At 43.3% G+C, this 26,673-nt stretch carries 22 protein-coding genes; 7 read left to right on the top strand and 15 right to left on the bottom strand.

Annotated features, from left to right (window positions below; all coding sequences use genetic code 11):
• The first annotated feature begins 57 nt into the window (after window positions 1-57).
• Genes ACFGVR_RS03500 through ACFGVR_RS03490 form a run of 3 tightly spaced genes read left to right on the top strand, consistent with a single transcriptional unit; the run spans window position 58 to window position 4,345 of the window.
• Complete coding sequence (locus ACFGVR_RS03500; protein ID WP_448701161.1) at window positions 58-1,968, top strand: prolyl oligopeptidase family serine peptidase; 1,911 nt, start codon at window positions 58-60, stop codon at window positions 1,966-1,968.
• Between the two features lie 13 nt (window positions 1,969-1,981).
• The gene (locus tag ACFGVR_RS03495; RefSeq protein ID WP_448701160.1) at window positions 1,982-3,643 is read left to right on the top strand and encodes a sensor histidine kinase; all 1,662 of its coding nucleotides are present in this window, start codon (window positions 1,982-1,984) and stop codon (window positions 3,641-3,643) included.
• Window positions 3,644-3,652: 9 nt separating this feature from the next.
• Window positions 3,653-4,345, top strand: a complete 693-nt coding sequence (locus ACFGVR_RS03490) for a response regulator transcription factor (protein ID WP_448701158.1) — start codon at window positions 3,653-3,655, stop codon at window positions 4,343-4,345.
• Window positions 4,346-4,446: 101 nt separating this feature from the next.
• Here ACFGVR_RS03490 and ACFGVR_RS03485 read toward each other — a convergent pair whose 3' ends face one another.
• From ACFGVR_RS03485 to ACFGVR_RS03445, 9 genes are all read right to left on the bottom strand, one after another.
• Window positions 4,447-4,806: a hypothetical protein gene (locus ACFGVR_RS03485; RefSeq protein WP_448701157.1), complete on the bottom strand. Its 360-nt coding sequence runs from the start codon at window positions 4,804-4,806 to the stop codon at window positions 4,447-4,449.
• A gap of 26 nt (window positions 4,807-4,832) precedes the next feature.
• Entirely contained in the window at window positions 4,833-5,450 is a 618-nt protein-coding gene (locus ACFGVR_RS03480; protein WP_448701155.1) for a class I SAM-dependent methyltransferase, read from the bottom strand.
• Between the two features lie 63 nt (window positions 5,451-5,513).
• Window positions 5,514-6,389 (bottom strand): hypothetical protein, encoded by an 876-nt coding sequence (locus ACFGVR_RS03475; RefSeq protein WP_448701153.1) that lies wholly within the window; start codon window positions 6,387-6,389, stop codon window positions 5,514-5,516.
• Between the two features lie 40 nt (window positions 6,390-6,429).
• Window positions 6,430-7,713 carry a metallophosphoesterase gene (locus ACFGVR_RS03470; protein ID WP_448701152.1) on the bottom strand — a complete coding sequence of 428 codons (1,284 nt, stop codon included), beginning with the start codon at window positions 7,711-7,713 and terminating at the stop codon, window positions 6,430-6,432.
• 12 nt (window positions 7,714-7,725) lie between these two features.
• Window positions 7,726-9,225 carry a sigma 54-interacting transcriptional regulator gene (locus ACFGVR_RS03465; RefSeq protein ID WP_448701150.1) on the bottom strand — a complete coding sequence of 500 codons (1,500 nt, stop codon included), beginning with the start codon at window positions 9,223-9,225 and terminating at the stop codon, window positions 7,726-7,728.
• Window positions 9,226-9,340: 115 nt separating this feature from the next.
• On the bottom strand, window positions 9,341-10,438 hold the full coding sequence (locus ACFGVR_RS03460) for a vWA domain-containing protein (protein ID WP_448701149.1): 1,098 nt from the start codon (window positions 10,436-10,438) through the stop codon (window positions 9,341-9,343).
• Window positions 10,439-10,596: 158 nt separating this feature from the next.
• On the bottom strand, window positions 10,597-12,765 hold the full coding sequence (locus ACFGVR_RS03455) for a TonB-dependent receptor (protein WP_448701148.1): 2,169 nt from the start codon (window positions 12,763-12,765) through the stop codon (window positions 10,597-10,599).
• An 88-nt stretch (window positions 12,766-12,853) separates the two neighbouring features.
• Window positions 12,854-13,255 (bottom strand): hypothetical protein, encoded by a 402-nt coding sequence (locus ACFGVR_RS03450; protein ID WP_448701147.1) that lies wholly within the window; start codon window positions 13,253-13,255, stop codon window positions 12,854-12,856.
• 52 nt (window positions 13,256-13,307) lie between these two features.
• Window positions 13,308-14,198 (bottom strand): carbohydrate kinase family protein, encoded by an 891-nt coding sequence (locus ACFGVR_RS03445; RefSeq protein WP_448701146.1) that lies wholly within the window; start codon window positions 14,196-14,198, stop codon window positions 13,308-13,310.
• A gap of 367 nt (window positions 14,199-14,565) precedes the next feature.
• Between ACFGVR_RS03445 and ACFGVR_RS03440 the strand changes: the two genes are divergently transcribed.
• Window positions 14,566-14,997, top strand: a complete 432-nt coding sequence (locus ACFGVR_RS03440) for a YybH family protein (RefSeq protein WP_448701145.1) — start codon at window positions 14,566-14,568, stop codon at window positions 14,995-14,997.
• Between the two features lie 40 nt (window positions 14,998-15,037).
• Here the strand turns inward: ACFGVR_RS03440 and ACFGVR_RS03435 are convergent, their stop codons facing one another.
• The 6 genes from ACFGVR_RS03435 to hemW all read right to left on the bottom strand — a co-directional run bounded on the left by ACFGVR_RS03435 (window position 15,038) and on the right by hemW (window position 20,882).
• Window positions 15,038-15,430, bottom strand: a complete 393-nt coding sequence (locus ACFGVR_RS03435) for a hypothetical protein (RefSeq protein WP_448701144.1) — start codon at window positions 15,428-15,430, stop codon at window positions 15,038-15,040.
• 257 nt (window positions 15,431-15,687) lie between these two features.
• Entirely contained in the window at window positions 15,688-16,881 is a 1,194-nt protein-coding gene (locus ACFGVR_RS03430; RefSeq protein ID WP_448701143.1) for a cytochrome-c peroxidase, read from the bottom strand.
• Between the two features lie 111 nt (window positions 16,882-16,992).
• On the bottom strand, window positions 16,993-17,874 hold the full coding sequence (locus ACFGVR_RS03425; protein WP_448701142.1) for a cupin-like domain-containing protein: 882 nt from the start codon (window positions 17,872-17,874) through the stop codon (window positions 16,993-16,995).
• 122 nt (window positions 17,875-17,996) lie between these two features.
• Window positions 17,997-18,545, bottom strand: a complete 549-nt coding sequence (locus ACFGVR_RS03420) for a fasciclin domain-containing protein (RefSeq protein WP_448701140.1) — start codon at window positions 18,543-18,545, stop codon at window positions 17,997-17,999.
• Between the two features lie 247 nt (window positions 18,546-18,792).
• Entirely contained in the window at window positions 18,793-19,689 is an 897-nt protein-coding gene (locus ACFGVR_RS03415; protein ID WP_448701139.1) for a DUF3078 domain-containing protein, read from the bottom strand.
• 71 nt (window positions 19,690-19,760) lie between these two features.
• Window positions 19,761-20,882 carry a radical SAM family heme chaperone HemW gene (gene hemW, locus ACFGVR_RS03410; RefSeq protein ID WP_448701138.1) on the bottom strand — a complete coding sequence of 374 codons (1,122 nt, stop codon included), beginning with the start codon at window positions 20,880-20,882 and terminating at the stop codon, window positions 19,761-19,763.
• 252 nt (window positions 20,883-21,134) lie between these two features.
• On the opposite strand from hemW, the gene ACFGVR_RS03405 reads away from it, so the two are divergent.
• From ACFGVR_RS03405 to ACFGVR_RS03395, 3 genes are all read left to right on the top strand, one after another.
• On the top strand, window positions 21,135-21,725 hold the full coding sequence (locus tag ACFGVR_RS03405) for an RNA polymerase sigma-70 factor (protein WP_448701137.1): 591 nt from the start codon (window positions 21,135-21,137) through the stop codon (window positions 21,723-21,725).
• Window positions 21,726-21,837: 112 nt separating this feature from the next.
• Window positions 21,838-23,031 (top strand): FecR family protein, encoded by a 1,194-nt coding sequence (locus tag ACFGVR_RS03400; RefSeq protein ID WP_448701136.1) that lies wholly within the window; start codon window positions 21,838-21,840, stop codon window positions 23,029-23,031.
• Between the two features lie 302 nt (window positions 23,032-23,333).
• Window positions 23,334-26,660: a TonB-dependent receptor gene (locus ACFGVR_RS03395; RefSeq protein WP_448701135.1), complete on the top strand. Its 3,327-nt coding sequence runs from the start codon at window positions 23,334-23,336 to the stop codon at window positions 26,658-26,660.
• Window positions 26,661-26,673 lie beyond the last annotated feature (13 nt).

Genomic DNA, 26,673 nt, shown 5'->3' with positions numbered 1-26,673 from the left:
AATTTCCTTTTTATAATTTAACCTGATCTATTAATTTGATAGAGTTTAATACCGGAAATGCTGAGCAGGATTAAGAAGTTTTTATTGGGTGCGATAATTATCAGTATATACTCATGCGGCAGTAAACCTGCGGTTCAAATTCCTATTGCCAAATTTTTTAATACGCCATCAAAAAACAGTTACCATATTTCGCCCGATGGCAAATATATTTCATACCTGGTAGGCAACAGGCGTAACCAGGATTTGATGGTGCGTTCGATGGCCGATGGCAAAGAACAAAAAATAGCCAACTTAACCGACTACTATGTGCGCGATTATTTTTGGACCTATGATAACCGCATTATTATTACCCAGGGCGATCGCGACAGTACACAGCTATCTGCAGTAGATATGCCTTCCATGCAAACTCGTAGTTTGTTTAAAAGCGGCAAATTGATATTTAGTGTGCTTAACCGTAAAACCAGTAATCCTAACGAAATTACCTGCCTGCTTAACATGCGCGATTCATCAGCTATTGATGTGTATCGCATCAATACCAAAACCGGTGAGATGAAGATGTATGTGAAAAATCCGGGCAATATTACCGAATGGTTCTCCGATACCGATGGTAAGATCCGATTGGCCAAAGCATCCGACGGCGTTAACGAAAGCATACTGTACCGCGAAAATGATGCGGCCAAATTTTCACCCATCATTGTCAATAACTTTAAAAACCGCGTTGAGCCTATTGCCTTTACCGGCGAAGAAAATTATTTCTACGCCCTGTCTAACGTAAACCGTGATAAAACTGCGTTGGTCGAGATCAATGCCGCTAACATCAACCAGGAAAAGGTGATCTACGCCACCTCTGCTGCCGATATAGAAGAGGTAGGTTATTTAAAAAGCAAGCATCGCCTGGAGCAGGTTAACTGGCAGGAAGCAAAACCACAGCATCATTTTTTAGACCCTAAGATCAAAGCTATTTACGACAATATTTTAGGGCAGCTTCCCGGTAATGAGGTACGGGTTGTTGATCGCGATAGCACTGAAAGCCAGATGATCATCAGGGCGTATAATGATCGTAACCCCGGCACTTATTACCTGTACACTACAGCCACAAAAAAGCTGGTTAAGCTTGCCGATATGAATCCCGGTATCAATCCCGCCGAAATGTGCGAAATGAAGCCGGTATCGTTTACCGCTAATGATGGCACCCGGATCAATGGGTATTTAACCTTACCTAAAGATATAAACCCCGAAAATCTGCCCGTTGTAGTTATACCGCATACCGATCCGTGGCGCCGCAACAGCTGGGGCTTTAGCAGCGATGTGCAGTTTTTGGCTAACCGCGGCTATGCCGTGTTCCAGGTAAACTATCGCGGTTCAACCGGTTATGGTAAAGCATTTTTTAGTGCCGGCTTTAAACAGGTTGGCGGCAAAATGCAGAATGATATTACCGATGGTGTAAAATGGCTCATCGATCAAAAAATAGCCAATCCTAAAAAAATAGGCATATATGGTGCGGGCTTTGGTGGCTTTTCGGCACTGTATGGGGCATCTTTTCACCCCGGATTATACAACTGTGTGGCCGTACAGAACGGGCTGATCAACCTGTTTACTTACGTGCGCGATATTCCGCCATTTTACAAGGCTATGTTAAGCATGCGTTATGAAATGGTGGGCAATCCCGAAACCGATGCCGACCAGTTCAGGGCCATATCGCCGGTGTTTAATACCGATAAAATAAAGGCCCCGCTGCTGTTTGTACAAACCCCACGCGATCCGCACGCTAACATGAGCGAGCTTTACCAGTTTATTACCGAATTAAAAAAACGTGGCGTACAGGTAACGTTTGTCAATAAAGCCGCCGACCGTGGCAAAGACCACGCGAAGGGGCAGCATAACGAAATGAACCGTGAACGCGGCAGGCTGCAGATGTATACCGAACTTGAGAAGTTTTTGGCGGCTAACCTGCAGGATAAAAAGTGATGCCACCGGCTAAATGACAAAACAGAAAAGTATATACCGTAAAAACTTTTCGCTGATCATCGCCTTTATTGTGCTTTTGTCGGCTATTCTAATTGTTGCCCTTTTAATTACCTATAACCTTACCCGCAAATACGTAACCAACGAGTTTGCCTCACGTAAGATCGAGGTGCTGGAGCAAACTATCAGGCCGTATAACGACTTTTTTTATACCAAGATCCCTCAAATTACGGCCTACCAGGGTTTTTTAAACCAGTCGTCAGCATTGCAATATGCGGGCTCGGTTTTTAAAAATTACCCCTTTGTTAAAAATGTCGATTTTTACCATTTCGAGATCAGTAATCACACCAACCCTCTGGCTGTTCGCACCGATAATTTAAGCATCGCTGTAAGGAACGCCTTCCATTTTACACCGGCTGCAAATATTAATAATCCAGGAAATACGAAGATCATCAGCGATAAAGAGATCGGCCGAAAAGACGATTTTAACCTGATGGCACTAAAACTGAGCAGCTTTATACAGGAGGCCGATACATCCCGCTCATACACGCCCGAGGAGTTGTTTGCCACTTTTTACGATATCAAACCCAATAAGATAAGTTACATCAGTAACCCGAGGCTCGAGGAGCTAAAGATCTATAAAGATCTGCTCACCAATAAAAAACCGTCGTCGTTGTACCAGCAGGATCTGATGGTTTTTAATCTCAACCCCTCCCGTCTGACCATTAAAAACACACATCCCGAACTTTATCAGCATATCACCATTCAGCAGGTATTGTACTACCCATTAGATGCCAACGCAGGCGAAAAGGTAGTTACCGATGAAATTGCCTTGCCTGGAGCTTTTTCGGGGTACAAACTGTACTTTCAGTCTGATGTTAACTTTGGGCAGGTTGAGGTGTTTAAACGTTTTTTACCCACTGCAGCCATTGTAATTGTTATATACCTGTTTCTGCTTATTATAGGCTGGCTTATCTATCGCAATTTAAATGTTAACCATAAGCTGTTTAAATTACAGTACGATTTTATTAACAACTTTACGCACGAGTTTAAAACGCCTGTAAGCGTGATCAAAATAGCAGGTTCAAACCTGCGCAGCGATGCCGAATTATCCGACAGGCAGCGTATGCATTACGGCAAGATTTTAGATCAGGAAGCCGATAAGCTCAACGATCTGATGAATCGTCTGCTCTCGTTCACCCAGCTCGAAAACCGATCGATATTGTTAAAAAAAGAAGAAATTAAGCTGGACGAGTTTGTAGATAAATACATCAATACCTTTAAAATAAAATATCCCGATTTTAAACTCACCTGCGATATTAAAAATGTACAGGTATTTGAGTCGGACCCGGTACTGCTGGGCAGCATCTTTCAGAATATGATCGAAAATGCCTACAAATACTCGCCGCCAAACCGCAAGGAGCAGCATATTACCGTTGAGCGGGTAAAAAAGGATATCGTATTTTTATTTAAGGATAAAGGCATCGGTATCCCAAAGCACGAGATAGCGAATATATTTCGTAAATTTTACCGCATCCAAAGCCAATATAATCAAAACGGAAGCGTAGGTTTGGGTTTGGCTTTCTGTAAAGAACTTGTTAATTTTATGAACGGCGATATCAGTGTAAAAAGTAAGCTGGCCGAAGGCTCCGAATTTAAAATTATATTGCCCTATTAATCCCGATATATGAACAACAAAGAAATAAAGATCGCGCTTGTTGAAGACGATGAAAATTTAAGATTTTTAGTTGCCGAGCGCCTCGAGCTTGAAGGTTACAAGGTATTGGAAGCAGCCGACGGCGATGAAGCCGAGAAAATGATCCTCGATCAAAAACCTGATATCGTATTGCTCGATTGGATGCTGCCCGGCAAACAAGGCTCTGAGGTTTGTACCGTTATCCGCGAAAAGGGGTTTGATAAGCTGGTGATCATGATGACCGCCAAGGCGCAGGATATCGATAAGATTGAAGCCTACCAGTTCGGCGTGTCCGATTATATTACCAAGCCGTTTAACATGGATGTTTTGGTGGCCATGATCGATAACAAGATCAAGTTTACTTTAAATACGGATAAAACCGAATCGTACAAGTTTGCCAATATGGAGCACCATCCCAATACGCATACGCTGTTGCGTGATGGTAAAAAAATAGAGCTCACCATTTTGGAGAACCGTATCCTGCTTTACTTTTTAAAGAACGAGAACAAGGTAATTAACCGCGAAGAACTGATGATGGAAGTTTGGGGTTACAATACCGACGTTAACACCCGCACGCTGGATATGCACATTGTAAGGCTCCGCAAAAAGATCGAGAACAACCCCGATTCGCCGCAATACCTGCAAACGGTTAGGGGGATAGGGTATAAGTTTTCGTCGGAGTAAGTTTTCAGATAAACGAGCAAAGATTAAATACGTAAGGTCATGCTGAACTTGTCTCAGTATTTCACGGGACAATTATAAGCTGCTAAACCTTAGCGGCTTTTTTAATACTTACCGTTGAACCCCATTTTAATACACTCTATTTCTCTTTGATTTAACTTTCGTCCTTTGTATTCAGCGAAGATATCATAAGCATCCTGCAGGCTTTTTACGCCAAGATCATGGTTTACCTTACCCCATTTAATTAAAGCTACTTCGATATTGGTTGCATAAATACCAGGTTTTATTTGAGAACCATTATATTCCTGGCCTTTAATTGGCGTAAAAAAATCGTATTTGCCACCTTCCTTAGTTTGTGCAACTATGGCTATTTTCAATTTTTCTTTTATTGAGACGGAATCTGTTTGAGCATAGCCGAAAGTGCACTTTAAAGTAATTAATAGTACGAACGCGATTTTCTTCATTTTATCAACTTATTTCAAATATAAAATTATTGTTTTTGATACTCCGTCGAAATTATAAACTCACCAAAAAATGTTTTGACAGCTGTTTTTTTATACCCGTATTTCACAAACTGGCTTTCAATATCGGGCATAGTGGTAGTTTCGATCCCGCACAGGATACTGAAAAAGTAATACATTGATTTTAGCAAAACACTTTGCCACAGCTTGCCCGTTAACTGAAAATCGGTAAACAGCCACAAACCTTTTGGCTTAAGTTGCGCGTGCAGATGTGTAAACACCTTTTGCATGGTAAGTTCACTAAAATTATCAAACAAAAAAGGAGTGATGATCACATCAAAATTCTCATTGCTGTTCACCTCTTCTACAGGCTGGTTAATAAACGTCACCTGGTTACCCGCAACGTTTCTTCCCCGCGCAAGCGCAGTCATTTTAGCCGAAATTTCTATATAGGTAATTTTTAACCCCGAGGGATGCAGCTTCGTTATCTCTTCCAGTATCCAGCCGGTACCGCCGCCAACTATCAATACACTTGCACCGGGGGGTATAAATTGCAGTAAATAAACCTGCGAGGTAACAAGCGCCTTACCATAAACCATCCGCGAAAGCTTGTCGTAAAATCGGGCCGAATTATCATAGTTTGCCATGCGGGTTAATAATGATGGATATTGGATTTACAAGCTAACTCCAGGGAAGTACCCTATCAACTACTAAAACAACCTGAAAACCACTAACAGCACATACTGCAATATCAGCACGCCATCCATATAAAAAAAGTAATAGTACTCGTCCTTCTCCCACTCCGATTTAAAGATCAGCCAACCCATCAGGATAACGGATAATGTTAGTGCAAAAAAATCAAGGTTAAACCCGTTATTTTTAAAGGTGAACAGCAAAATAACGTAAACAGCCAGCAAAGCCTGGCAAAACAGGTAAGCCTTTTTTTCGCCCACCATAACCGGTATGGTTTTAAGGCCAAGGTTCCTGTCCTGGAAAAGGTCGCGTATGTCAAAAGGTATCGTTAATGCAAAAATAAACAGGAAGCGCTTGCTTAACAATATAGCCGTATCATGCAGCGATGTATCGGCTAAATGCAGCCTTTGTGCCTCAAATATGGGTAACAGTACACAGCTTAGTACCCAAACCACGGTTATCATCAGCGATTTTAAACCCGGTATATTGCGCAGTCCAAACTTTTTATCCTCAATGCTAAACAGCGGCAAACTATAGCCTATGGATATCACGCCTAAAAAGATCAGCAGCAATTTCGATTCATACCCCAGCATCCAAAACAACGGGATCAGCAGCAAAGTGGAAATAATGGTGATGGAAGCCATTAATCGGGTATGCGCAAAAAACCAGCGCACCCGTTTAAACTCCGACTTTTGAGGCTCTTTGGGTTTGCTTAAAAATATACTGATGTTATAGGTAACAAAGGTGGAGGTAAGTAACAGTGCCAGCACCGGGTAAATAGGCTCGCTGCCTATCAGCTTGAGCGTTAGTAGGCCTTGCGCCACGGCGCAAAGCGCCATAAACAGGTTACTAAACAGCACAAAATCCAGAATAGGCTGAAAAAATTTTCTCATGGTATAAGAAAGCAAATTCTGCCCGCTCCGTGCGGCTTAATTATGCTGTTTTGCCTTTCAGCGACGGATCGGTAGCGGCTTTAAGTGTAAATATCGTTATTTCGGGTAATATTCCAACTCTTCCGGGGTAACCTAAAAATCCAAAACCGGTATTTACATACAGTTGCTGGTCGCCCTCGCGGTAAAAACCACCCCATTCCTTGTACACATATTGTATGGGGCTCCACTGAAAATGTGGTGTTTGTATACCAAACTGCATACCGTGGGTATGCCCGGCAAACATTACGTCAACATCTTTATAATCCAACACCTGGGCGCGCCAGTGTGATGGGTCGTGCGAGAGCAATAGTTTAACCGGCAGGTCCTGCGTGTTTTTAACAGCCAGGTCAACACGGCCATATTTAGGGAAACGGCTCATGTTGCCCCAATTTTCAACGCCTAAAATACCGATCTCTTCACCGTCAACTTTCAGGCGGCGGTTATCGTTCAATATCAAATCCCAGCCCATGTTTTTATGGGTAACCTTTAAATCGTCGAGGTTTTTTTGCTTGGCGGCAAGGCTTGGCCAGTTATGGTAATCGCCATAATCGTGGTTGCCTAATGAGGAGTATACACCCAAGGGGGCTTTTACTTTGGCAAAAATATCCTGGTAATCGCGCATTTCGTTGCTCATGTTGTTTACCAGGTCGCCGGTGAAAAATATAAAATCGGGTTTCTCTTTCAGCAGCATTTCAACACCACCAGTAACCGCCCTTTTATTGTAAAAGCTACCCGAATGGATATCTGATAACTGCCCCAGTTTAATACCATCAAAAGCTTTGGGCAAGTTGGGCAGGTAAAGGGTGCGGTGCTTTACGCGATAATCGTACGCGCCCGATATTACGCCGTAGCTTAACGATGCCAGGGGCAGCGCCCCGGCAAGTAAACCGGCTTTCATCAAAAATTCCGACCGTGGTATGTGATCCGGTGCGGGCTGGCTTGCCGGGAACTCAGGTTCCGGTTTTTGATGTTTGCGGGCCTTCCATAAAATTACCCGGCGCACATCGTCAACCAAAATAAAAGGTAAAAACAATACTTTGGCTATCCACACCAGGAAAAATATGAGCAAAATAGCCGCGCGTGCACCAATGTGCAACTTGACGTAAATACTTAAAAAAAGGCCAACGATCAGCGCTATCGAAAATACCCAATAGCCAATAATAAACTTACGCTTATGCGGGAATTTCCACTTTGTTGAGGCACCTTTAATCCCACTGATGATATACATATCGGCCAGGATCAAGCCGATCGATATCACGATCATTATCCAAAACTGTTTGTCCATTTACGCTGTCAATCAATAACGGTCATCGTCAATATCGTCTTCGTCATCGGGTTGCAGGTTAAACAAACTGTTAAACATGTCCGAAAATGCAAAGCCGTTATCTAAGAAACCTTTATTCAACTGCGAAAACTCTGCCAAACCGTGTAGCACAAATTCCATCAGCAATAATTGCTGGTTTTCTGTCAGTTTTGGGTGGAATTGCTTGACCACTTCCTTTAATCCGGGAACAGCATTCAGCAATTTTTTATATTCCTGTAAAGATAAATTATCGTTAATGGCCAGTGTATTGCCGTTGCCAAACCAGTTGATCACTTCGGCATACGGATTTGGCGCTTTGGCCTTTTTAGCTTTTTCCGGGTCGGGGAAATATTGCAGTAAAAGAGTCTTTATCGCCTTACCAACTAATATATTGGCCACTTTGGCCGGGCCTTCAAGCTCGCCTTCGTATACCAGTTCGATTTTGCCGGTTATAGCCGGAATAACGCCTAGAAAGTCAGATACGCGCACAAAAGTATTTTTCTCGCGGTTAATGATCATGCGGCGCTCGGCATTGCTCACCAGGTTTTCGTAAGCGGATATGGTTAACCTGGCAGATACGCCTGACTTTTTGTCGATATACTCCGAGTTACGTGCCTCAAACGCAATTTGTTCCACCAGGTTTTTCACCAAACCATCAGCTTCAACAGTATTGCGCTGAGCTTGTGTTAACGATGCTTCCTGCTGGGTTATTTTGCGTGAAACATCAACCGAACGCGGATAGTGCGTCAATATCTGGCTTTCGATACGATCTTTTAACGGTGTTACTATTGATCCGCGGTTGGTATAATCTTCGGGGTTGGCAGTAAATACAAACTGGATATCCAGCGGCAGGCGCAGTTTAAAACCACGTATCTGGATATCTTTTTCCTGCAGAATGTTAAATAGCGAAACCTGGATGCGCGCCTGCAGATCGGGCAGCTCGTTGATCACAAATATGCCGCGGTGTGCGCGCGGTATCAAACCAAAATGCAGTACCCGCTCATCCGAATATGTGAGCTTCATGGTAGCCGCTTTGATCGGGTCAACATCGCCTATCAGGTCGGCAACGGTAACATCCGGCGTAGCCAGCTTTTCGGTATAGCGTTCACTGCGGTGCATCCATGCGATAGGAGTGGCATCGCCTTTGGTGGTTACTTCGTTATGCCCAAACCAGGATATCGGGTTCAGCGGATCGTCGAACAACTCCGAACCTTCAATGTAAGGGATGTATTCGTCAAGCAGGTTAACCAGCAAGCGCGCGATACGGGTTTTAGCTTGTCCGCGTAAGCCTAACAGTAAAATGTTGTGGCGCGACAGGATAGCCGTTTGCAGATCAGGGATCACGGTATCCTCATACCCGATGATGCCCTCAAAGCCACCCTCGCTTTTTTGCAATTGCGCAATTAAATTTTCGCGAAGCTCTTCTTTAACGCTGCGGCTGATGTACCCGCTTTGCTTAAGCTCGCCTAATGTTTTTATAGTTGGTATGCTCATGTCTTTTAAGTCCGGAAGTCGGAAAGTCCGCAAGTCCGGAAGATTTGTTTTATTACTTTATTAATTATTAAGGTCGATTTGTCTTTCGGACTTGCGGTCCTCCGGACTTTCCGACTCAACGCACCGTTCTTCTCCTGTTTCGGATATAATCCTCAAAAATATATTCACCCAAACCATTCAGCGAACTGTAAAATGCTTTGCCGCCGTTGGTTTCCGTAAAGGTGCGTACAAATTGTTGCAGGTACGGGTCCTTGGCAATCATAAACGTGGTGATCGGTATTTTAAGGCGCTTGCATTGCGCGGCCATGTTCAACGTTTTGTTCACCACTTTACGGTCCAACCCTATGCTGTTTTTATAATACCGCGTGCCTTCCTTTAAACAGGTGGGCTTGCCATCGGTTATCATAAATATCTGTTTGTTGTGCGTTTTGCGACGGCGTAAAATATCGGTAGCCAGTTCTAAACCCGCATAAGTATTGGTATGATATGGGCCAACCTGTAAGTAAGGCAAATCCTGTAAACTGATGGGCCAGGCATCGTTACCAAAAACCACAATATCTAACGTATCTTTAGGGTATTTGGTGCGGATCAGTTCGGCCAAAGCCATCGCTACTTTTTTGGCGGGAGTGATACGATCTTCACCGTAAAGGATCATCGAGTGCGAAATATCGATCATCAACACAGTAGAGGTGAGGGTTTTAAAATCCATTTCCTCCACTTCCAGGTCGCGCTCCGTTAACCTGAAATCGTCGATGCCATGATTGATCTGCGCGTTATGCACCGACTGCGTCATATCTATCTGATCCAGGCTATCGCCAAACTGAAACTCCCGGCGCTCCGAATTTTTTTCGTCGCCCTGGCCCGATTGCGGCGTGCGATGGTTACCCTTCCCTGATTTTTTTAGCTTACCAAAAATCTCTTCCAGCGCCGACTGGCGGATGCTCTGCTCGGTTTTAGCTGTGATGTTAAAGTCGCCGGTTTGCCCGTCTTCATTAAGGTAGCCTTTGGCTTTCAGGTCCTCAATAAAATCGCCCATGCCATACTCGTCATTGGTTAATTTGTATTGCTTGTCCAATTCGTTCATCCACTGCAAAGCCTCACCGGCATCGCCGGCGGTATAGTTCAACAGTTCTAAAAATAATTTCAGCAATTCGTCAAAACCGCCTTTGGTTATTTGTTGAGGAGTAAACTTAGAAAAACCAAAACCACGCATATTATCCTTTCAAGTCTAAATTACCACTAATTTACGCTAATAGTTTTAAAGCAACCAATACAAAGCCGTGTGTTTACTTTTTATGACGCGGGGTTTACAAGTTCATTCAATTCCCTCCCCGGGGGAGGGAATCGCACATGTCGATGCTTTGATGGCTTCTACAAAACCTTAATCTTTACCCCAATATTAAACACTGCGCCATCCAGCGGAGCGTAAATATCTTTAAACACCGGGTTGGTAATGCTGCCGGTATAAATACTACCCCATTTGCTTTGGCGCTGGTCGGTAATGTTCTCACCGTTAACAAATACATCAAAGTGCTTCCACATTTTCTGGATCAGCAAGCCAAAGGTATAATAACCGCGACCGGTAGTGCCATCGCCCAACAATTGCGGACTGGTATAAAAACCTTCGACACCTGCCCTAAAACTGTTCTCTATCTCATAGGTCACATCCGCGCTGATCTTGTTCCTGGGCGTTAAAGTTTGTTGGAGGGTATTACCGTTAAAATGCTGTTTGGCATCGGTGTAAGTGTAACCCAGGTAAACGCCCAGCCCATCCATCAGCAACTTGATATTGGTTTCGGCGCCTTGCGTAGCCAGGTAGCCCGGCGCGTTTACAAAAGCGTTGCTTTGCAGCAGAACCGGATCGTTTACATGGGTATAGAAAAATAGCTGGTTAACATTTAGCAATACACCGCCCAAAACAGCGCGGTAATTTACATCACCATTCGTTCCGTATGATCTTTCGGCCCTGATATTGGCTACGTTTAAAGGCTGCAGGTATTGATAGCCTTTTTCTTCAGTGTCATCGTTAAAAATGGTTGGCATTTTATAGCCCATGCCGCCACCTATGCGGCTGGTTAGTTGATTGGTGATTTTAAACATTGCATTAACACGCGGCAGCACAAACAAGCCATTGCCTGCATTTGCCGGTACAGGCGAATTACCATCTAAACGCAGGCCGCTTTCTACCGAAAACCATTTGGTAAAGCGGTAAGTATTTTGCACAAAAACACCATAAGTATCCAGGTCATAATTTAACTGTGCAAACGGTGCAGGAGCATCCAGATGGTCGGTCCATAGATCGAGGCCGGCAACCCAGTTGGTTTTTTTGCCATTGTACACATAGTTGGCTTCGCTGTAACTCGAGGTTTGCTTGCCGCGGAAACTATAGGCTGGCTGTACCAGGCGACGATCGAAATAGCCTACCGTATTTTTAACATTAAACTGACTTGCCGAATCTATTTTGTGTGTAAACGATAACTGTGTCGAAAAACGGTACGTTTCATTTCGCTCAAAGTACTGGTGCAGATTATCGGCATTGCCATCCACAACCAGTTTGTCGCCACCAAACCGGTTTTCGTAAGTAGTGTTCAGACCAACCCATCCGGTATTTTTATCATCAATATATAAAAACAGTTTTGGGTTAATGCTAAACCGGTTGGTTTGCGGTACTGCAGTAAAATCGGTATTGCCTGGCGAATATGCACCGCTGTAATTGTAAGATGTAAAAATGGTTGTGCCCAAATGTTTTCCTTTTTCGGCGTAATAGCCACTGGCATCAATACCGTTTGCACTATTGCCGTTTAATAAAAAAACAAGCTCAGGGTGCTGTGCCGGCGTTTTGCTGATGAGGTTCACCAACCCGGCTATTGCACCGCCACCATACAGGGTAGATGCCGAGCCTTTAATAAATTCAACCTGTTTAAGGTTGAGCGGCGATACCTGCATCAGGCTCAATCCGCCCGAAAAACCCTGGTATAAAGGCATGCCATCCTGCAAAAGCTGGGTGTACCGGCTATCTAAACCTTGTATCCTAAAGTTAGCCGTACCGCTTACCGCCGATGTTTGCTGTACGTTAATGCCGGTACTTTCGCCTAATAACATTTTAATATCACCAGGCCGCATGGTCCCTTTTTCATCCAGTTCTTCCTGCGGCAAGGCTTCTATCCTTGTGGGGATATCGGAAAGATTTTGATTGGTGCGGGTGGTTTGTATTACCACTTCGGCCAGTTCGCCTGATTGCGGCTCAAGATATATCTCCAGAATTTCGTCGGGATTTTTGAGTGGGAAAGTCAGCATTTTATCCTGGCCCAAATAACTGATAAAACTGAATTTCAATTCAAATTTCCCGTTCGGGATGTTGGTTAACACGATCTTGCCGGCAGTATCGGCGGTAGCACCTTTTTTCAAATTGGCAATATAAACAGTAGCGCCGGGTAAGGGTTGTTTGGTTTTGTCGTCTTTAATGATGGCTCGCAAGGTATTTTGCGCGCAGGTAATATGGCACGCTATTATGGCTAACAGTAATAAATAATATCTCATGTAATAAATAACAGTAAAAGGCAATCGGGCATGATTGCCGGTTTAAACAAATGCTCCGGATTAAGAAGCGTTAAAGATCATTTTTTGCTTATACTGCCAACGGAGGCCTGAAAAGTTCAGGGTGAAAATCGGAAGTATTAACCGGAAGATCGATCTGCGAATGCTTAACAGGCTGTTCGATAGCAATGACCTGTGTAAGCTGAACATGCAATGCCGTGATGCTGCAAAAGTTGGCTGCGTGCTGAAACTGTACACTCCTTTGCGATGATTCGGGGGCATCATGTTTGTTATGACCTAATAAGGCTTTGCCGTTTAGCAGGTAATCGCCTACAAAATCAACAATATCCTGTTCTTGCTTTGGTGCAAGTTTTTGGTACGCACGATACATTTGCGGTAAGTCCTTCATCAGCGAAAAGTCGCCCAAAGGAAACAGCGTACTTCCTATTAAAAAGTAGCAGGCTAATAAATATGCAGCAGCTTTTCTGAACATTTGATGGCTCAAAAGTACAGATTTATTTCGATGCACTTAATATATTAGCAACTCAGGCTACGCTTTGCAGGCTCTTGATGATCTCGCTAATGGATGCCTCACTGTAAACCGGGTTGGCACCACGCTGGGTGGTTACATAGGCGCCCACTGCACACGCACGTTCAAGCAATTGCTCTATAGGTTGCTTGTTTAACAACCCGGCAATAAAGGTGGCTAAAAAAGCGTCGCCGGCGCCAACGGTATCAACAACATCCACGCTAAAGCCGGGGTGCTCGTAAAATACCTCGTCGTGCCAAACAATAGCACCGTTTTCGCCGCGGGTTACACAAATGGTCTGACTGTGAAACTTCCGTTGAAACTCGATGATCTTATCTTTCAGCGGCTCATTGTAACTGCCTATCAGCAGGTTGGCTTCTTCTTCGTTCATTTTAATCACATCAGCCACGGCTGCCAGTGTTTGTATGGTGGCCTGTTCGTAGTGAGGGTGGCGCAAGTTAACATCAAACACTTTGAGCATTTTGCGCTCAAAAAGATCTAACAAAGTGTTGCGGCTGGTTTTGCAGCGGCAGGCCAGGCTGCCAAAAACAATAACATCGATATGTTTAATACGCTCTGCAAGGGTTTCGTCAGCTTTGATATTATCCCACGAAACCGGTTTTGGAATAGTATAAGTTGCCTGATGCTGTGCGTCAAGCTGTACTTCCACCTCACAGGTAGGCAGTTTTTCGTCAACCTGCACCAGGCCCGAATGCAGGTTGTGCAGTTTCAAAAATTCAGCCAGTTCATGCCCCTCTTTATCATTACCGATCCGGCTCAGCAATGACGAACCCACACCCTGCTTTGTCAAATGCAGGGCCACATTCATAGGTGCACCACCCGGTTTTTTCTCATTGCCGAAGGTATCCCAGAGTACTTCGCCAAAACACAGCACTTGTTTCTTCATAAAATCTTAATGATAAAGGGTTTGCTACAAAGCTATAAGGTTTAAGCTCCGAAAATGTTTCATTATGTCGTATTCGTCAGAAAAAGTTTTATACAATTGTTGACTTTGTTCGGGAAGTAAAAAGGCCTTGTTCATAGAAGCGCCGGATCAGGGTTATGCCACAATACTTGCTGTTGCCAAATTCGCAATCAAAATCCCGAAAAGGTGGGTATTTATCGGTATTTTTTCGTTAATTCCAGGGGTTTTGGTAGTTTAAATTAACAAATTCGTAATTGGAGCGGCTCGCCCGCTTGTTATAAATATACCGAATTTTTTGCCTTTTATCAATACGTTTTTTCAATATCTTTAGTCAAATAAATCACTTGCAATGAAAAAGTATCTTCTGATCTTGTTTTGTTTCCTGCTCCTTACTTCTTGCTTCCTTTCGGCGCAAGCGCAAAACAGGCAGGCGATTTTAAAAGTTTTACATATCCAGCAACTGGCCTGGAACCGTGGCGACCTGGATGCCTTTATGCAAGGCTACTGGCATTCGGATTCGCTGGTGTTCGTCGGCAAAACCGCACCAACCTACGGCTGGCAACCCACGCTCGATCATTACAAAAAAAGCTATCCCGATAAGGCCACCATGGGCGAGCTTGTATTTACCATTACCAAAGTTGATGTGCTGGATAATACCAACGCCTTTGTTTTAGGCGGCTGGCACCTCAAACGCGAAAAAGGGGACGTTGGAGGTTATTTTACTTTATGGTTTAAAAGAATTGATGGCAAGTGGGTTATTGTTTGCGATCATACTTCGTAAAATAAATCGCTTAGTTATTAAAAGGTACCCATCGTAGTAGCTATGCCGCAACCAAGAGGGATACAACATTTAAGCGGTTGTTCAGTAAATCTAATTCAAATGCTATATTACTTAGCGAAAGCTCACCTACAGCATATGTTTCAATTAGCTCTTTTAATCTAATATTTATCCCATTTAATTCATTTTTTAAAATAACGGGGTTAGCGGTAGGTGAGATGTCGGTAGTATTGTAAGTGGTTATTGCAGCTTCAAATCCTCTTATGTCTTTTTCCATTTGAATCATTCTTAATAAAATACCCTTATACGAGTGTAAGTAATCCAACTCAGAGATGTGAAATGTACTCGTGGTAAGCCGTTTTTTTAGTTTTTCCTTAAAAAAGGAAATCGCAGCAATTATAGTCAAAGTTGCTATTGCCAAATAAATAGTATACATGATCCTGATAGGTTAATAATAGGAGACCCCTATTGTATACTATTACGCAACAGTCAGTAATATAGTTTCGTTATGCGAAACTATATTAATAAATAATATAGTTTAAATTTAGTATTTTCATTTTAGTTCAAAAATTATTGATTGATAGTGAACTGTAGCTTCAATTCGATATCGTTGAACCGACCTGGCCTTTTGCTTTCAGATGTTTACAAATGATTTTCACGATAAGTGACATAATTAGCTGGCCTCTTCCAAATTTATTTAAACGGGCTTGCCCACATCTTATTTGTATAAACATCCTTGCCGCTTAAAGTTGCTAAAAAAGCGATAATAGCATCCTTTTGCTGCTGGGTTACATTTAATACCTGCGCCCTGCCACCCGGCATCAGCTTAGGGTCGAGGTTGGTATTGGCCGGATCGATCACGATATGTGCATAATGGTCAATAACCGCACTCAAATTGTTGATACTGCCATCGTGCATGTACAGCCCGTTAACTTGCCCGGAAGCATTAAGCAGGTTACGCAGCGATGGTGGATTAGTATTGGTAATATCGATAGCCGTTGCGCTGCCTGCAACGCTAATAATACCATTGTTGCGTGAGTTAGGGTCGATATCAAACTCAGGCGCGCGGTGGCATCCCTGGCAACCAAAACCTCCGCCAGCCGGCGCGCCCGGTGGGGCTGGAGCCACTAAAAATAACTGTTTGCCTAAATTTTCCTGCGCGGTAAAGTTCGGGAAATCGGCCGCAAGGTTTTTGGTAACCGCCATCCCATCATCAAACTTCGAGTCGAACGACTGTATGCTGCGGATAAACTGGGCTATGGCTGTTTGCATCCGCGTTTGAGTGATCACGCTATCGCCATAAACAAATTTGAAAAGTTCTTTATAATAACCGATGCCTTGCAGTTTGGCAATCAAAAAATTGATGTCCTTATCGCCATTGGCGCCGCTAAAGCCCATCTCGTTATGGTTTTGTATGGGTTGGGTGGTTTGGTTTTCGAGCGTGGTAGCCCGTTTATCCCAAAAAAAAGCAATTTCTTGCGCAAAGCGGGCATTCACCAATCGCATCGAGTGGCGGGTAGTTACGCCATTAACGCCTATGCTTTGTATGGCGTCATCACCAAATGCCAGTGCCTGTTTATGGCAGCTGCCACAAGCTATGGTGTTATTGGCGGATAGCGCCTTATCGTAAAACAATACCCTGCCAAGCGTAGCCCCTGCGTTGGTAACAGGGTTACTGCCAGAGTTATCCCGGGTAATATAAGCCGGTACTGATTGCCCGGAGTAGTTTTCAAGATTGTTCAGGTCGATATGAGTGCCAAAGGTGGCCTGCACTGCCGGGTAGCTTGCAGTGATGGTTTCAGTGTTGCTTTTTTTGCAGGCCTGTATAGCCAGGCAAAGTATTAAAGCCGATGATGCAGCCAGTAAAAATAGTTTACGTGATGACATGGTGAATAAGGTTTATACACCATTTGATGTCAACGCTTTTATTTTCCTGCGGTGATCCTAAAAAAAATTATCCGGATAGCGATGGGTTTCAAACCCATCGCTATGATTGATCTAAAACGGCTTCCCCGCCTTTAATTCCCTTTCGGCCCATTTTACAGCCAGCTTTTCGCGATAAGCGGCATAATTAGCTTTAAAGGTCATTTTTAACACACTGTCAACGCCGCCTTTAACAGCCAGGTTGTACAGGCTGGCCGCTTTGCGCGATATGGACGCATCCCAGGCGCGCAGGCTTAATGAGTACGATCCGTCCAGGTATTTCATCCAGTGCCAGTAACCGGTAGGCATAAACAAAGTATCACCATGCTCTAAAAATACTTCGGTGCCTTCAACACCATCCAGCGCCGGGAATTTTTTGATATCGGGGTTCAACACATCATAATCCTCCAAAGCATAAGTAGCGTTGGGGATGCAATACAAACGGCGTTTCCATTTATTTTCGAAAAGGATAACATGCTTGCGCCCGCCAAAATGGGTGTGGAAAATATGCGGCAGGTCGATATCATAATGCAAAAAGGTAACCGAGTTCGATCCGCCGAAGAACATCGCAGGCATGCTTTCCAAAAAACCGCCCATCAAGTCCTTAGGCATCACAATATCATCCAGCAGTTGCGGGGCATGTTTAAATATATTGAAGAAAAAGATGCGCAGTTCGGTAGGGGTCGACCGGATGAGATCCATATATTCCGGAAAAGGCATTTCGGCCGCCGAAGCGTTTATTGGTTTTGACGGATCGGCTTTCGAATTATCGTAAAGCGGTACCACTTTATCGCCAACAACCTGTTTTAAATATTCGGGTGTCCATTTATCGCGCGCGGGCCAGGTTTTGGTCAGGCCTTTAATTACCAGCGGACGGCGTGGGTCCAGATAGTTCTTTTTAAAATCGGAAGGGCTAATAGTATCAACAGTATCTATCGGCGAAAGTATAAAACTCATGTTACTGGTTTGATGTGCTGTAAAGATAACGTTTTTACAAGGCAGCATCGTATCACGGTAACGTAACAAAACAAAAAACCCGGCGCCTGGTGCTGCCGGGTTTTATTCGCAAATGTCAGTAATTACTTAGGCATTAAAACGGTGTTCACTACGTGTATCACGCCATTTTTTTGGTTAACATCGGCAATGGTTACCCAGCTTTTGCCGCCTTTTTCATCAACAAGGTAAATCTTTTTGCCGTCCATCATGGCCCATAAAGCGCCACCGCTAACGGTTTTTAATTCAGCCTTGCCACCGCCGGCTTTAATTTTGGCCATCAGTTGCGCGGCGCTCCAACGGCCTGCAACCACATGATAAGTTAAAATTTTGGTCAGCATGGCTTTGTTTTCTGATTTTAACAAAGTTGGTACGGTACCGGCGGGTAATTTATCAAAAGCCTCGTTAGTTGGCGCAAATACGGTGAATGGCCCGTCGCCTTTTAAGGTCTCAACCAAACCGGCTGCTTTAACGGCTGCAACCAGGGTAGTGTGGTCTTTGGAGTTAACGGCATTGTCAATAATGTCTTTGGTTGGATACATGGCCGCGCCGCCAACCATTTTAGTTTGAGCGTAAGTTTTTGGTGCTGCTGCAAGAGCTACTAATGCAAATACTGCAAAAAATAATTTTTTCATTTTTCTGTTTTTAATTTGTTTTAAACTGGTAAAAATGAACTTGCCTGCAGGGCTCATCAGTTTGATCTTTTTGTTTACTTCAAACCGGTGAAGCATTCATAATTTTATTTGGTAGAAGTTACGGCAGTAGTTTTGCTTTGGATTTTATAAAAATCAAAATAATTTATAAACAACTTAAAATCAGCAAATTAATAAGCAAAATAAAACACCTCAAGTTGCCTTTTTAAAAATGAAAATGAGTTTTTTATTAAAATTTATAAGTAAAACCGGCGCCAAAAATTTGCTTTACCTGCAACTCCGAGTGGTAATCATCTACCCCGTTTTTGTGGAATAATATTTTGGCATTAGGGTCGGATATTAATTCAACGCCGGCATTAACGGTGATGAATTTGTTTACCTTCATAAACAGGTTGGCCGTGTAATCGACGTATATGTTTTGCGGACTATTGAGATAGTTGGAGTACATTTTTAAAATGTTTTCGAGCGAAACATTTTCAACCACTTTAAATTTGTAGTAGGCATCAAGCGAGGCGCCAAATTCATAAAGGCTTTTGTTACCGGGCTTTACACCAAAAGCACCTATACTGGCCAGCGAATCGTTTTCTACAAACGTTATACGCGACGCAAGAGGGGAGAGATTCACTCTTAAACTATCCGATTTTTTATAAGCAAAACCCGGGCCCAGGGTGATAATTGCGGGCGCAAAAAAGCTCGATACCAAAGTGCGCTGATTACCATTGTACGAGTACCCATTTGCAAACTGAGTTTGAAAGTTAGTATAAAAAGTGTAGAGCCAATATTTTGCCGCCTGGTAACCTAATAAACTGTTTAAAATTATCCGGTCGTCGTTTTTGCGCCAGCCTAAATCTGGTTGTTTGCTTGTGCCGTAACCTAAAATTACTTTATTATCCCAACTCCATTTATCTTTTTTATAATTAAAATCATAATCCAGAATCACATTACCTGCTAACGAATTTACACCACCGGCGGCCCAGTTAACAAACGAGCTTTGATTGATCAATAGCGTGTTTTGACCGTGAATTTTCCAGTAATGTATGGTATCTTTTGGTGCTGCCGTTTGAGCATTCGCGGCAAGGGATAAAAACAAAACAACTAATGCAGGCAGGATTCTTTTTACGATCATGGCAATAAAGTTTACCCAAAGTTACAAAACTGTCTTTAAAGTGCACCTGTGATTTAATTTCCCAAAAAAACCTAAAAAAACAGGTCGGATGCGATCTTGTCGGCGTATAATTTGCCGGTGTCTGTCAGGGTCAGGATGTTTTCTTTTTGCTGCAGCCAGCCTTTGTCAAAATGTTCTTCGGTGCTCTTTTTTAGTTCGTCCGCTGAGCCTTTACTTATCATATTAAGCTGATCGAGGTTGAGCCCCCAGGCGGTTCGCAGCGATGTCATAATATATTCGTTCAGGCGGTCGGCTTCGGTTAGTTCTTCACGCTCGGCAGGTATTTTGTCAAGGGTTAAGGCCCCGATATATTTGGCATTATTGGCCACGTTCCACTGCCTTGCTTCGCCGTTAAACGAGTGCGCCGATGGGCCAATGCCAAGGTATTTTATACCCTTCCAGTAATTGGAGTTGTGCCGCGAATAATTACCCGGCGTACAGTAGTTCGATATCTCATATTGCTCGTAACCATGCTGCTGCATTTGTTCCATCAGCACCATAAATTGTTCGGCGCTTTGCCCTTCGTTTAGGGGTGGGTATACCTTTTTTTTGATAAACGAATCTAACGCCGTCTGCGGCTCAACCGTCATGGCATAAGCCGATACGTGCGGAATGCCCAGCGCAAATATTTGCTCCAGGTTATGTTTCCATTTGTGGTCGGTAAGCAGGGGGTAGCCGTAGATGAGGTCGGAGGTAATGTTTTCAAAACCGGCATCCTGCACTCGTTTAACCGATGCTTCAGCTTCGTTGCTGCGATGGGCGCGGTTCATCCAAAACAGATCTTCATCAAAAAACGATTGTATGCCAATACTGAAACGGTTTATGGGCGTTTGCTTTAAAAACTTAACTTTTTGTTCGTCCAGGTCGTCGGGGTTTGCCTCTAAGGTGATCTCAGCATCCGACGAGACAGTGTGGTACCTGGTAATGGTATCTATCAATAAATTAACTTCATCGGGCTTTAACAGCGACGGGGTACCGCCGCCAAAATAAATGGTTTCAATGGTTTCGCCGGTAAGGTAGCCTTTTTGAAGGGCTATCTCTTTTCGCAGAGCCGTAAGCATATCATCCTTATACTTAAGCGATGTGCTGAAATGAAAATCGCAGTAATAACAAGCTTGTTTACAAAAAGGGATATGGATATAGATACCGGCCATCCGGCAAAGATAACTGCGAATAACAGTTTCCGGATATTACACCCGCAGATTATTTTGAGCATTAATGAGGAAAGCAGATCTATCAAAACAACAGACACTAAAAAGCAGGATATCAAAACAGCGTGTGTAATTTGTAATGCTTATACAATCCAGTAAATTTGAGTGAATTTGACAGGCTGAATACATTACAGTATTAATTGACTATTTTTAATATAGATTTGCCCATATTAGGCACCAATTAGTACCTCCTCCATGTTGAACCATAGCAGTTTAAACGAACATGATCTTCTTACCGGGGTTGCCTCGGGTGATGAAAATGCATTCAGGCAACTGTTTACGCTTTATCATCACCGGTTAGGTGCATACATTTATAATTTAACCGATTCGATGGAGTTGGCCGAAGAGATCGTTCAGGATGTTTTTCTTAAAATATGGATAAACCGCGATGTGCTGGCCAATATCAAAAGTTTTAAAGCCTACCTGTTCGTTGTTTCAAAAAATCATGCGTTAAACTGCTTGCGTAAAGTGGCCCGCGAACGCAGCCATGCTACCGAATGGGATGATAATGTAGTAAATGCCATAGCTGTTGAGGAGGATGAGCAATATAACCGTTATGACGGATTGTTAGATAAAGCCATTAACAACCTTCCGCCGCAGCAAAAAAAAGTTTATATGCTTAGCCGCCAGCAGCATTTAAAATATAAAGAAATTGCCGCCAAACTCAATATATCTGCCGAAACGGTAAAAAAACACCTTCAGGTATCTATCGCTTCCATCACAAGTTACGTACAGGCTAATATTGATCTGGCTGCCTTGCTGGTTACCGCATTTTATTTTTTTTAATTTTTTTTTCAAACAGCAATACCCCTTTTTTATTAATTGTGTGTCTTACAATTAATACGTGCCGCTAACCACGGTAAAACCTGTAACCCAACAAAGTTTTAACATTATTGCAATGAGTGTAACAAGTACAAGGCTTGCTTATTTATTTAACAGCTATTTTGAAAAAACAGCCACCCCTGCCGAAACTCAAGAATTATTCGGGCTACTTGCCTTGTCAGAAGATGATGAACAACTCACTGCCTTAATGCGCCAGGCCTGGGATAACCTTAAAGCCGAAGACCCCGTATTTACATCCGCAAAAAGCGAAAAAATAATACAAAGCATTTTATATGCACCTGCCGAGGATAATATTATCCATATGAACCAGCCGCGTTTGGGCAATACCTGGCGCAGGTACGCTGCGGCAGCTGCCGTGCTACTATTGGCAGGTGCCGGTTTGTTTTATCGCTTTCGCGATCAGAAACCGGTAATTATTCAGCAAGCAAAAATTTCTCATGATGCTGCTCCCGGCGGCAACAAAGCCATCCTGACGCTGGCCAATGGTTCAACCATCGCGCTTGATAACGCCCGTAATGGTGTTGTAGCAAAGCAGGGTAACAGCCTGGTAAACAAAACAGCCAACGGCCAGTTGGTTTATAATGCAAGCGAAACAACGGCTAATGAAGTTCCGCTTATCAATAAGGTAACCACACCGCGCGGCGGCCAATATCATATTGTATTGCCCGATGGGAGCGAGGTTTGGTTAAATGCTGCTTCCTCGATTAAATATCCAACCATTTTTAACGGCAAAACACGCCCTGTTGAAATAACGGGCGAAGTATATTTTGAAGTTGCCAAAAACGCCGCTAAACCTTTTATTGTGAAAACCGGCAGGGCCGATATCGAAGTGTTGGGAACACATTTCAATATAATGGCTTATAATGACGAAGATGCCATGCGGACAACCTTGCTCGAAGGTTCGGTTAAAATAACCACCAATAAAGGCGCATCGCGCATATTGAAACCCGGTCAGCAGGTTATACTGAATGATATGGATCAGTTAATAATGAGTAGTGATGTGGACGTAGAAGAAGAAGTGGCCTGGAAAAATGGCTTGTTCCTGTTCAGAGACGCTGATATCAAATCTATTATGCGCGAAGCCGCACGCTGGTATGATGTGAATATTGTTTATGAAGGTACTGTGCCTGTTAAGCAATATAACGGCCGTATATCCAGAAATGTTCAAGCGTCGGCACTGTTAAATATGTTAAAATATACGGGGGTTAACGCAACTATTGAAGGGAAAAACATTTATATAAAAAATTAACAAAGCCCAGCCAGATGGGACGGTAAGCTTTGATAGGGTACTTATAAACCGAAAAACCAATTACAAACAATTGTTAAACAACCAATTATTTATCTAAAACCAATCAACATGAGAAAACAATTACGAACGCCCAGTTAATCATCAAGCGTTACCTGATTTGTACTTGTCATTTATACAATTATAAATTTCGCTTACAAAAAAGCCGGGAGGTGTTCGTAGCACTTTCCCGGCAATATCTGGGTAACCACACTGATACATCGAAAAAAATATAAGCTAACGTTTAACCCAAACTGTACAAAAGTATGAATTTTAATTCTAAGGGCCTGCTATGCGCCGGCCCCACATTATCCAAATTTATTTTGGCTATGAAACTCACCATTGTATTACTATTTGCGTTTCTTTTCCAGGTTAGCGCTAAAAGCTACAGCCAGAGCATTACGCTCCACGAAAAGAATGTGCCTATCAAAAAGATCCTGATATTGATAGAACAGCAAAGTGGTTATCATTTTTTATACGATAAGCTCGATTTGCCTAAAAATGATAAAATTGATATCCAGGTAACCCAGGTAACGGTTGAAGAAGCACTGAACAAATGTTTCAAAGACCAGCCCATTGCATACAAAATATTTGAGCAAACCATCGTATTAAAAAAGAACGACTCGGTTAAAGAAATACAGGTACAAAAAGTGCAGGGTACCGTAACCGATGATCAGGATCAGCCGCTTCCGGGTGTATCTGTAAGAATAAAAGGGAGCCAGGTTGCTGTCATGACAGATGTTAACGGCAAGTATGCCATTAACGTAGCCGATGATAACACCGTGCTGCTATTTAGTTTTATAGGTTATAATACCGAAACCGTAACGGTAAACGGCCAAAGCACCATTAATGTAAAAATGACAGCGCAGCCTAAAGACCTTAGCGAGGTGGTGGTTGTAGGCTATGGCTCCGTAAAAAAGAAAGATCTTACCGGCTCCGTATCGGTTGTTAATGTAGATAACGCGAAAAAAACAGCTACCTATGATGTGGCTAAAATGCTGCAGGGACAGGTAGCTGGTGTTACCGTGCAGGGCTCGGGCGAACCGGGCGGCTACGTGCAGATCAAGGTTCGCGGTATTGCAACGTTTGGCAATAACAGCCCTCTTTTTGTGATAGACGGCGTTCCGGTAGATGCACCTTTTGATTTCTCGCCCGATGATATTGAAAGTATCCAGGTATTAAAAGATGCGTCATCCGCAGCTATATATGGTTCAAGGGCGGCAACCGGTGTGGTTATCATCACCACCAAAAAAGGTAAGGCAGGCCCGCTAAATATTAGCCTTAACAGTTACTATGGTTACCAAAATATGCCAAAGCGGATCAGTCTTACAGATAGGGCGGGTTACCAGAAAATAACCAGCGCTGCCGAAGTTAATGCAGGTTTAAGTATTGCCCCCGGTAACGATCCTACCAACCCCAAATACATCAGTAATGTAAATACCGATTGGCAAAAAGAAATGTTTCAAACCGGTAAGATACAAGATCATAACCTGAGTTTTTCGGGCGGGAGCAATGTGGTTACCTATAATGTGGGCCTGGGCTACTTTAATCAAACCAGCACGCTATCTGGTCCGGCAAGTTATAATCGCTACACCTATAACGGTACTTTCCAGGGTAAAAAAGGCATCTTTAGCTTTGGCGGCAAAACAGCCTATACCCAATCGCATAAAGACAATCTGGTGGTTACCAATAGCCACGCCGTGTTTGGCGGTGGCGTTACCAATATGTTAACCGCTATACCTACCATGCCTGTTTACGACCCCAACCGCCTGGGCGGATACGGCGGCAGCGATAACGTTACCCAACGTGCCATTACATTAAACGTAATAGGCATGAATAACCTGGTAAAAGATTACAGCAACCGGAACAGGATGTTTGGTAACGTATGGGGCGAGTTGGAGATTGTAAAAAATTTAAGGTACAAGATCAACTTAAGTTATGATCGTACCGATTTTAAAAACTGGCACTATGAACCCAAGTTCGACCTGGGCTTTTACTACCTCAATACACAATATTATTTGAGCCAGGGCACAGGAGTAGGCAGCACCGCTTTGGCCGAAAATACATTAACTTACAATCTGGAATTTGGCAAAAGCCGGTTAGACCTCCTCGTCGGTACAACCTATCAGGAAGATCATTTTGAATCGATGACCGGTACCGCTACAGATACCAACGACCTACAATTTTTAACTTTTGGCGCAATTGCAAACCCTGCCGCAAAAGGCATAACCAGCTATCAGGACGCCAGTACTTTGTTATCTTACCTGGCCAGGTTGAATTATAATTTTGATACCCGTTATATTTTAACGGTAAACTTTCGCCGCGATGGTTCGTCAAGGTTTAGCCCGCAGCACCGCTATGGCGATTTTGCCTCCATCGCCGGTGCCTGGAATATTGATAAAGAAAGGTTTATCCATTTGCCTGATCTGATCAGCAGCTTAAAACTGCGTGGCGGTTATGGCGTGTTGGGTAATCAAAATTTCGGCAATTATAAATACGAATCGTATATCAACAGCAACGCCAGCTATGTATTTGGCAACACGCTTGCCCCTGGTGCAACCGCGGTAGCCGTAGCCGATCCTTCTTTAAAATGGGAAACAACCAAAACAACCAACGTAGCTTTGGATCTGGGGCTGATCAAAGACAAGCTATTGTTTACAGCCGAGTATTTCAACAAAGTTTCTTCGGATATTATTACCGATATCCCTATTCCACTATCGGTAGGTGCCGTGCCCGCAACACTAACAACCAATGCAGCTTCGCTAAAAAACTCAGGTATTGAGTTTACCTTAACTTACAGGCAACGATCGGGCGATTTTCAATACGACATAATTGCCAATGCCAATACCTTAAAAAATAAAGTATTGCAGTTAGGCGGTACCAATAATCCTATCTACGGCTCAGGCAGCAAAACCGAAGTAGGTGGCGAAGTAGGCCAGCTGTTTGGTTTTGTTACCGATGGTATTTTTCAAAACGCGGCTGATATAGCTAAGCACGCCACTCAAACCGGTGCCGCCCCCGGCGATCAGAAGTTTAAGGATATCAATGGCGATGGTGTTATTACCGATGCCGACAGGGTTTACCTTGGCTCGGCCATCCCTAAACTTTATTACGGACTTAACGTTAACGCATCCTACAAAAATTTTGATGCCTCGTTCTTTATTCAGGGTAATTCGGGTAATATGGTTAATAACGGAGTTTACGAAGCCCTTACCGGCGAACAATACAGCAACCACACTACAGATGTGCTGAACTACTGGACGCCAACCAATACCAACACCGATATTCCGCGCCCCATTATTGGCGACCCTAACGGTAATAACCGTTTCTCAAACCGTTTTGTTGAAAGCGGCAGTTACCTTAAACTGCAAAACGCGCAGATAGGCTATACGTTCCCTAAAAAGGTGTTAGACAGAACACACGCATTTAATCATATCCGTATCTATTTATCCGGACAAAACGTGTTCACCATTTCCGGATATCGTGGTTACGATCCTGATTTTATCAGCGACGGTTTATTTAGCAGGGCTTTTGATTACGGCTCATTCCCTAACCCACGTACTATCATGATGGGTTTGCAAATTGGTCTGTAAGGTTATTAACAAC

The sequence above is a fragment of the Mucilaginibacter aureus genome, assembly GCF_053514885.1.
Note: the sequence above shows the minus strand (reverse complement) of the source record. Positions and strands in the feature narration are given on the sequence as shown.

Coding starts and splice junctions, on each gene's coding strand:
- ACFGVR_RS03445 (WP_448701146.1), bottom strand. CDS start 14,198: ATGAAGAAACAAGTGCTGTGTTTTGGCGAAGTACTCTGGGATACCTTC.
- ACFGVR_RS03405 (WP_448701137.1), top strand. CDS start 21,135: ATGTTGAACCATAGCAGTTTAAACGAACATGATCTTCTTACCGGGGTT.
- ACFGVR_RS03480 (WP_448701155.1), bottom strand. CDS start 5,450: ATGGCAAACTATGATAATTCGGCCCGATTTTACGACAAGCTTTCGCGG.
- ACFGVR_RS03485 (WP_448701157.1), bottom strand. CDS start 4,806: ATGAAGAAAATCGCGTTCGTACTATTAATTACTTTAAAGTGCACTTTC.
- ACFGVR_RS03440 (WP_448701145.1), top strand. CDS start 14,566: ATGAAAAAGTATCTTCTGATCTTGTTTTGTTTCCTGCTCCTTACTTCT.
- ACFGVR_RS03500 (WP_448701161.1), top strand. CDS start 58: ATGCTGAGCAGGATTAAGAAGTTTTTATTGGGTGCGATAATTATCAGT.
- ACFGVR_RS03425 (WP_448701142.1), bottom strand. CDS start 17,874: ATGAGTTTTATACTTTCGCCGATAGATACTGTTGATACTATTAGCCCT.
- ACFGVR_RS03415 (WP_448701139.1), bottom strand. CDS start 19,689: ATGATCGTAAAAAGAATCCTGCCTGCATTAGTTGTTTTGTTTTTATCC.
- ACFGVR_RS03450 (WP_448701147.1), bottom strand. CDS start 13,255: ATGTTCAGAAAAGCTGCTGCATATTTATTAGCCTGCTACTTTTTAATA.
- ACFGVR_RS03430 (WP_448701143.1), bottom strand. CDS start 16,881: ATGTCATCACGTAAACTATTTTTACTGGCTGCATCATCGGCTTTAATA.
- ACFGVR_RS03435 (WP_448701144.1), bottom strand. CDS start 15,430: ATGTATACTATTTATTTGGCAATAGCAACTTTGACTATAATTGCTGCG.
- ACFGVR_RS03470 (WP_448701152.1), bottom strand. CDS start 7,713: ATGGACAAACAGTTTTGGATAATGATCGTGATATCGATCGGCTTGATC.
- ACFGVR_RS03475 (WP_448701153.1), bottom strand. CDS start 6,389: ATGAGAAAATTTTTTCAGCCTATTCTGGATTTTGTGCTGTTTAGTAAC.
- ACFGVR_RS03400 (WP_448701136.1), top strand. CDS start 21,838: ATGAGTGTAACAAGTACAAGGCTTGCTTATTTATTTAACAGCTATTTT.
- hemW (WP_448701138.1), bottom strand. CDS start 20,882: ATGGCCGGTATCTATATCCATATCCCTTTTTGTAAACAAGCTTGTTAT.
- ACFGVR_RS03495 (WP_448701160.1), top strand. CDS start 1,982: ATGACAAAACAGAAAAGTATATACCGTAAAAACTTTTCGCTGATCATC.
- ACFGVR_RS03455 (WP_448701148.1), bottom strand. CDS start 12,765: ATGAGATATTATTTATTACTGTTAGCCATAATAGCGTGCCATATTACC.
- ACFGVR_RS03420 (WP_448701140.1), bottom strand. CDS start 18,545: ATGAAAAAATTATTTTTTGCAGTATTTGCATTAGTAGCTCTTGCAGCA.
- ACFGVR_RS03465 (WP_448701150.1), bottom strand. CDS start 9,225: ATGAGCATACCAACTATAAAAACATTAGGCGAGCTTAAGCAAAGCGGG.
- ACFGVR_RS03460 (WP_448701149.1), bottom strand. CDS start 10,438: ATGCGTGGTTTTGGTTTTTCTAAGTTTACTCCTCAACAAATAACCAAA.
- ACFGVR_RS03395 (WP_448701135.1), top strand. CDS start 23,334: ATGAATTTTAATTCTAAGGGCCTGCTATGCGCCGGCCCCACATTATCC.
- ACFGVR_RS03490 (WP_448701158.1), top strand. CDS start 3,653: ATGAACAACAAAGAAATAAAGATCGCGCTTGTTGAAGACGATGAAAAT.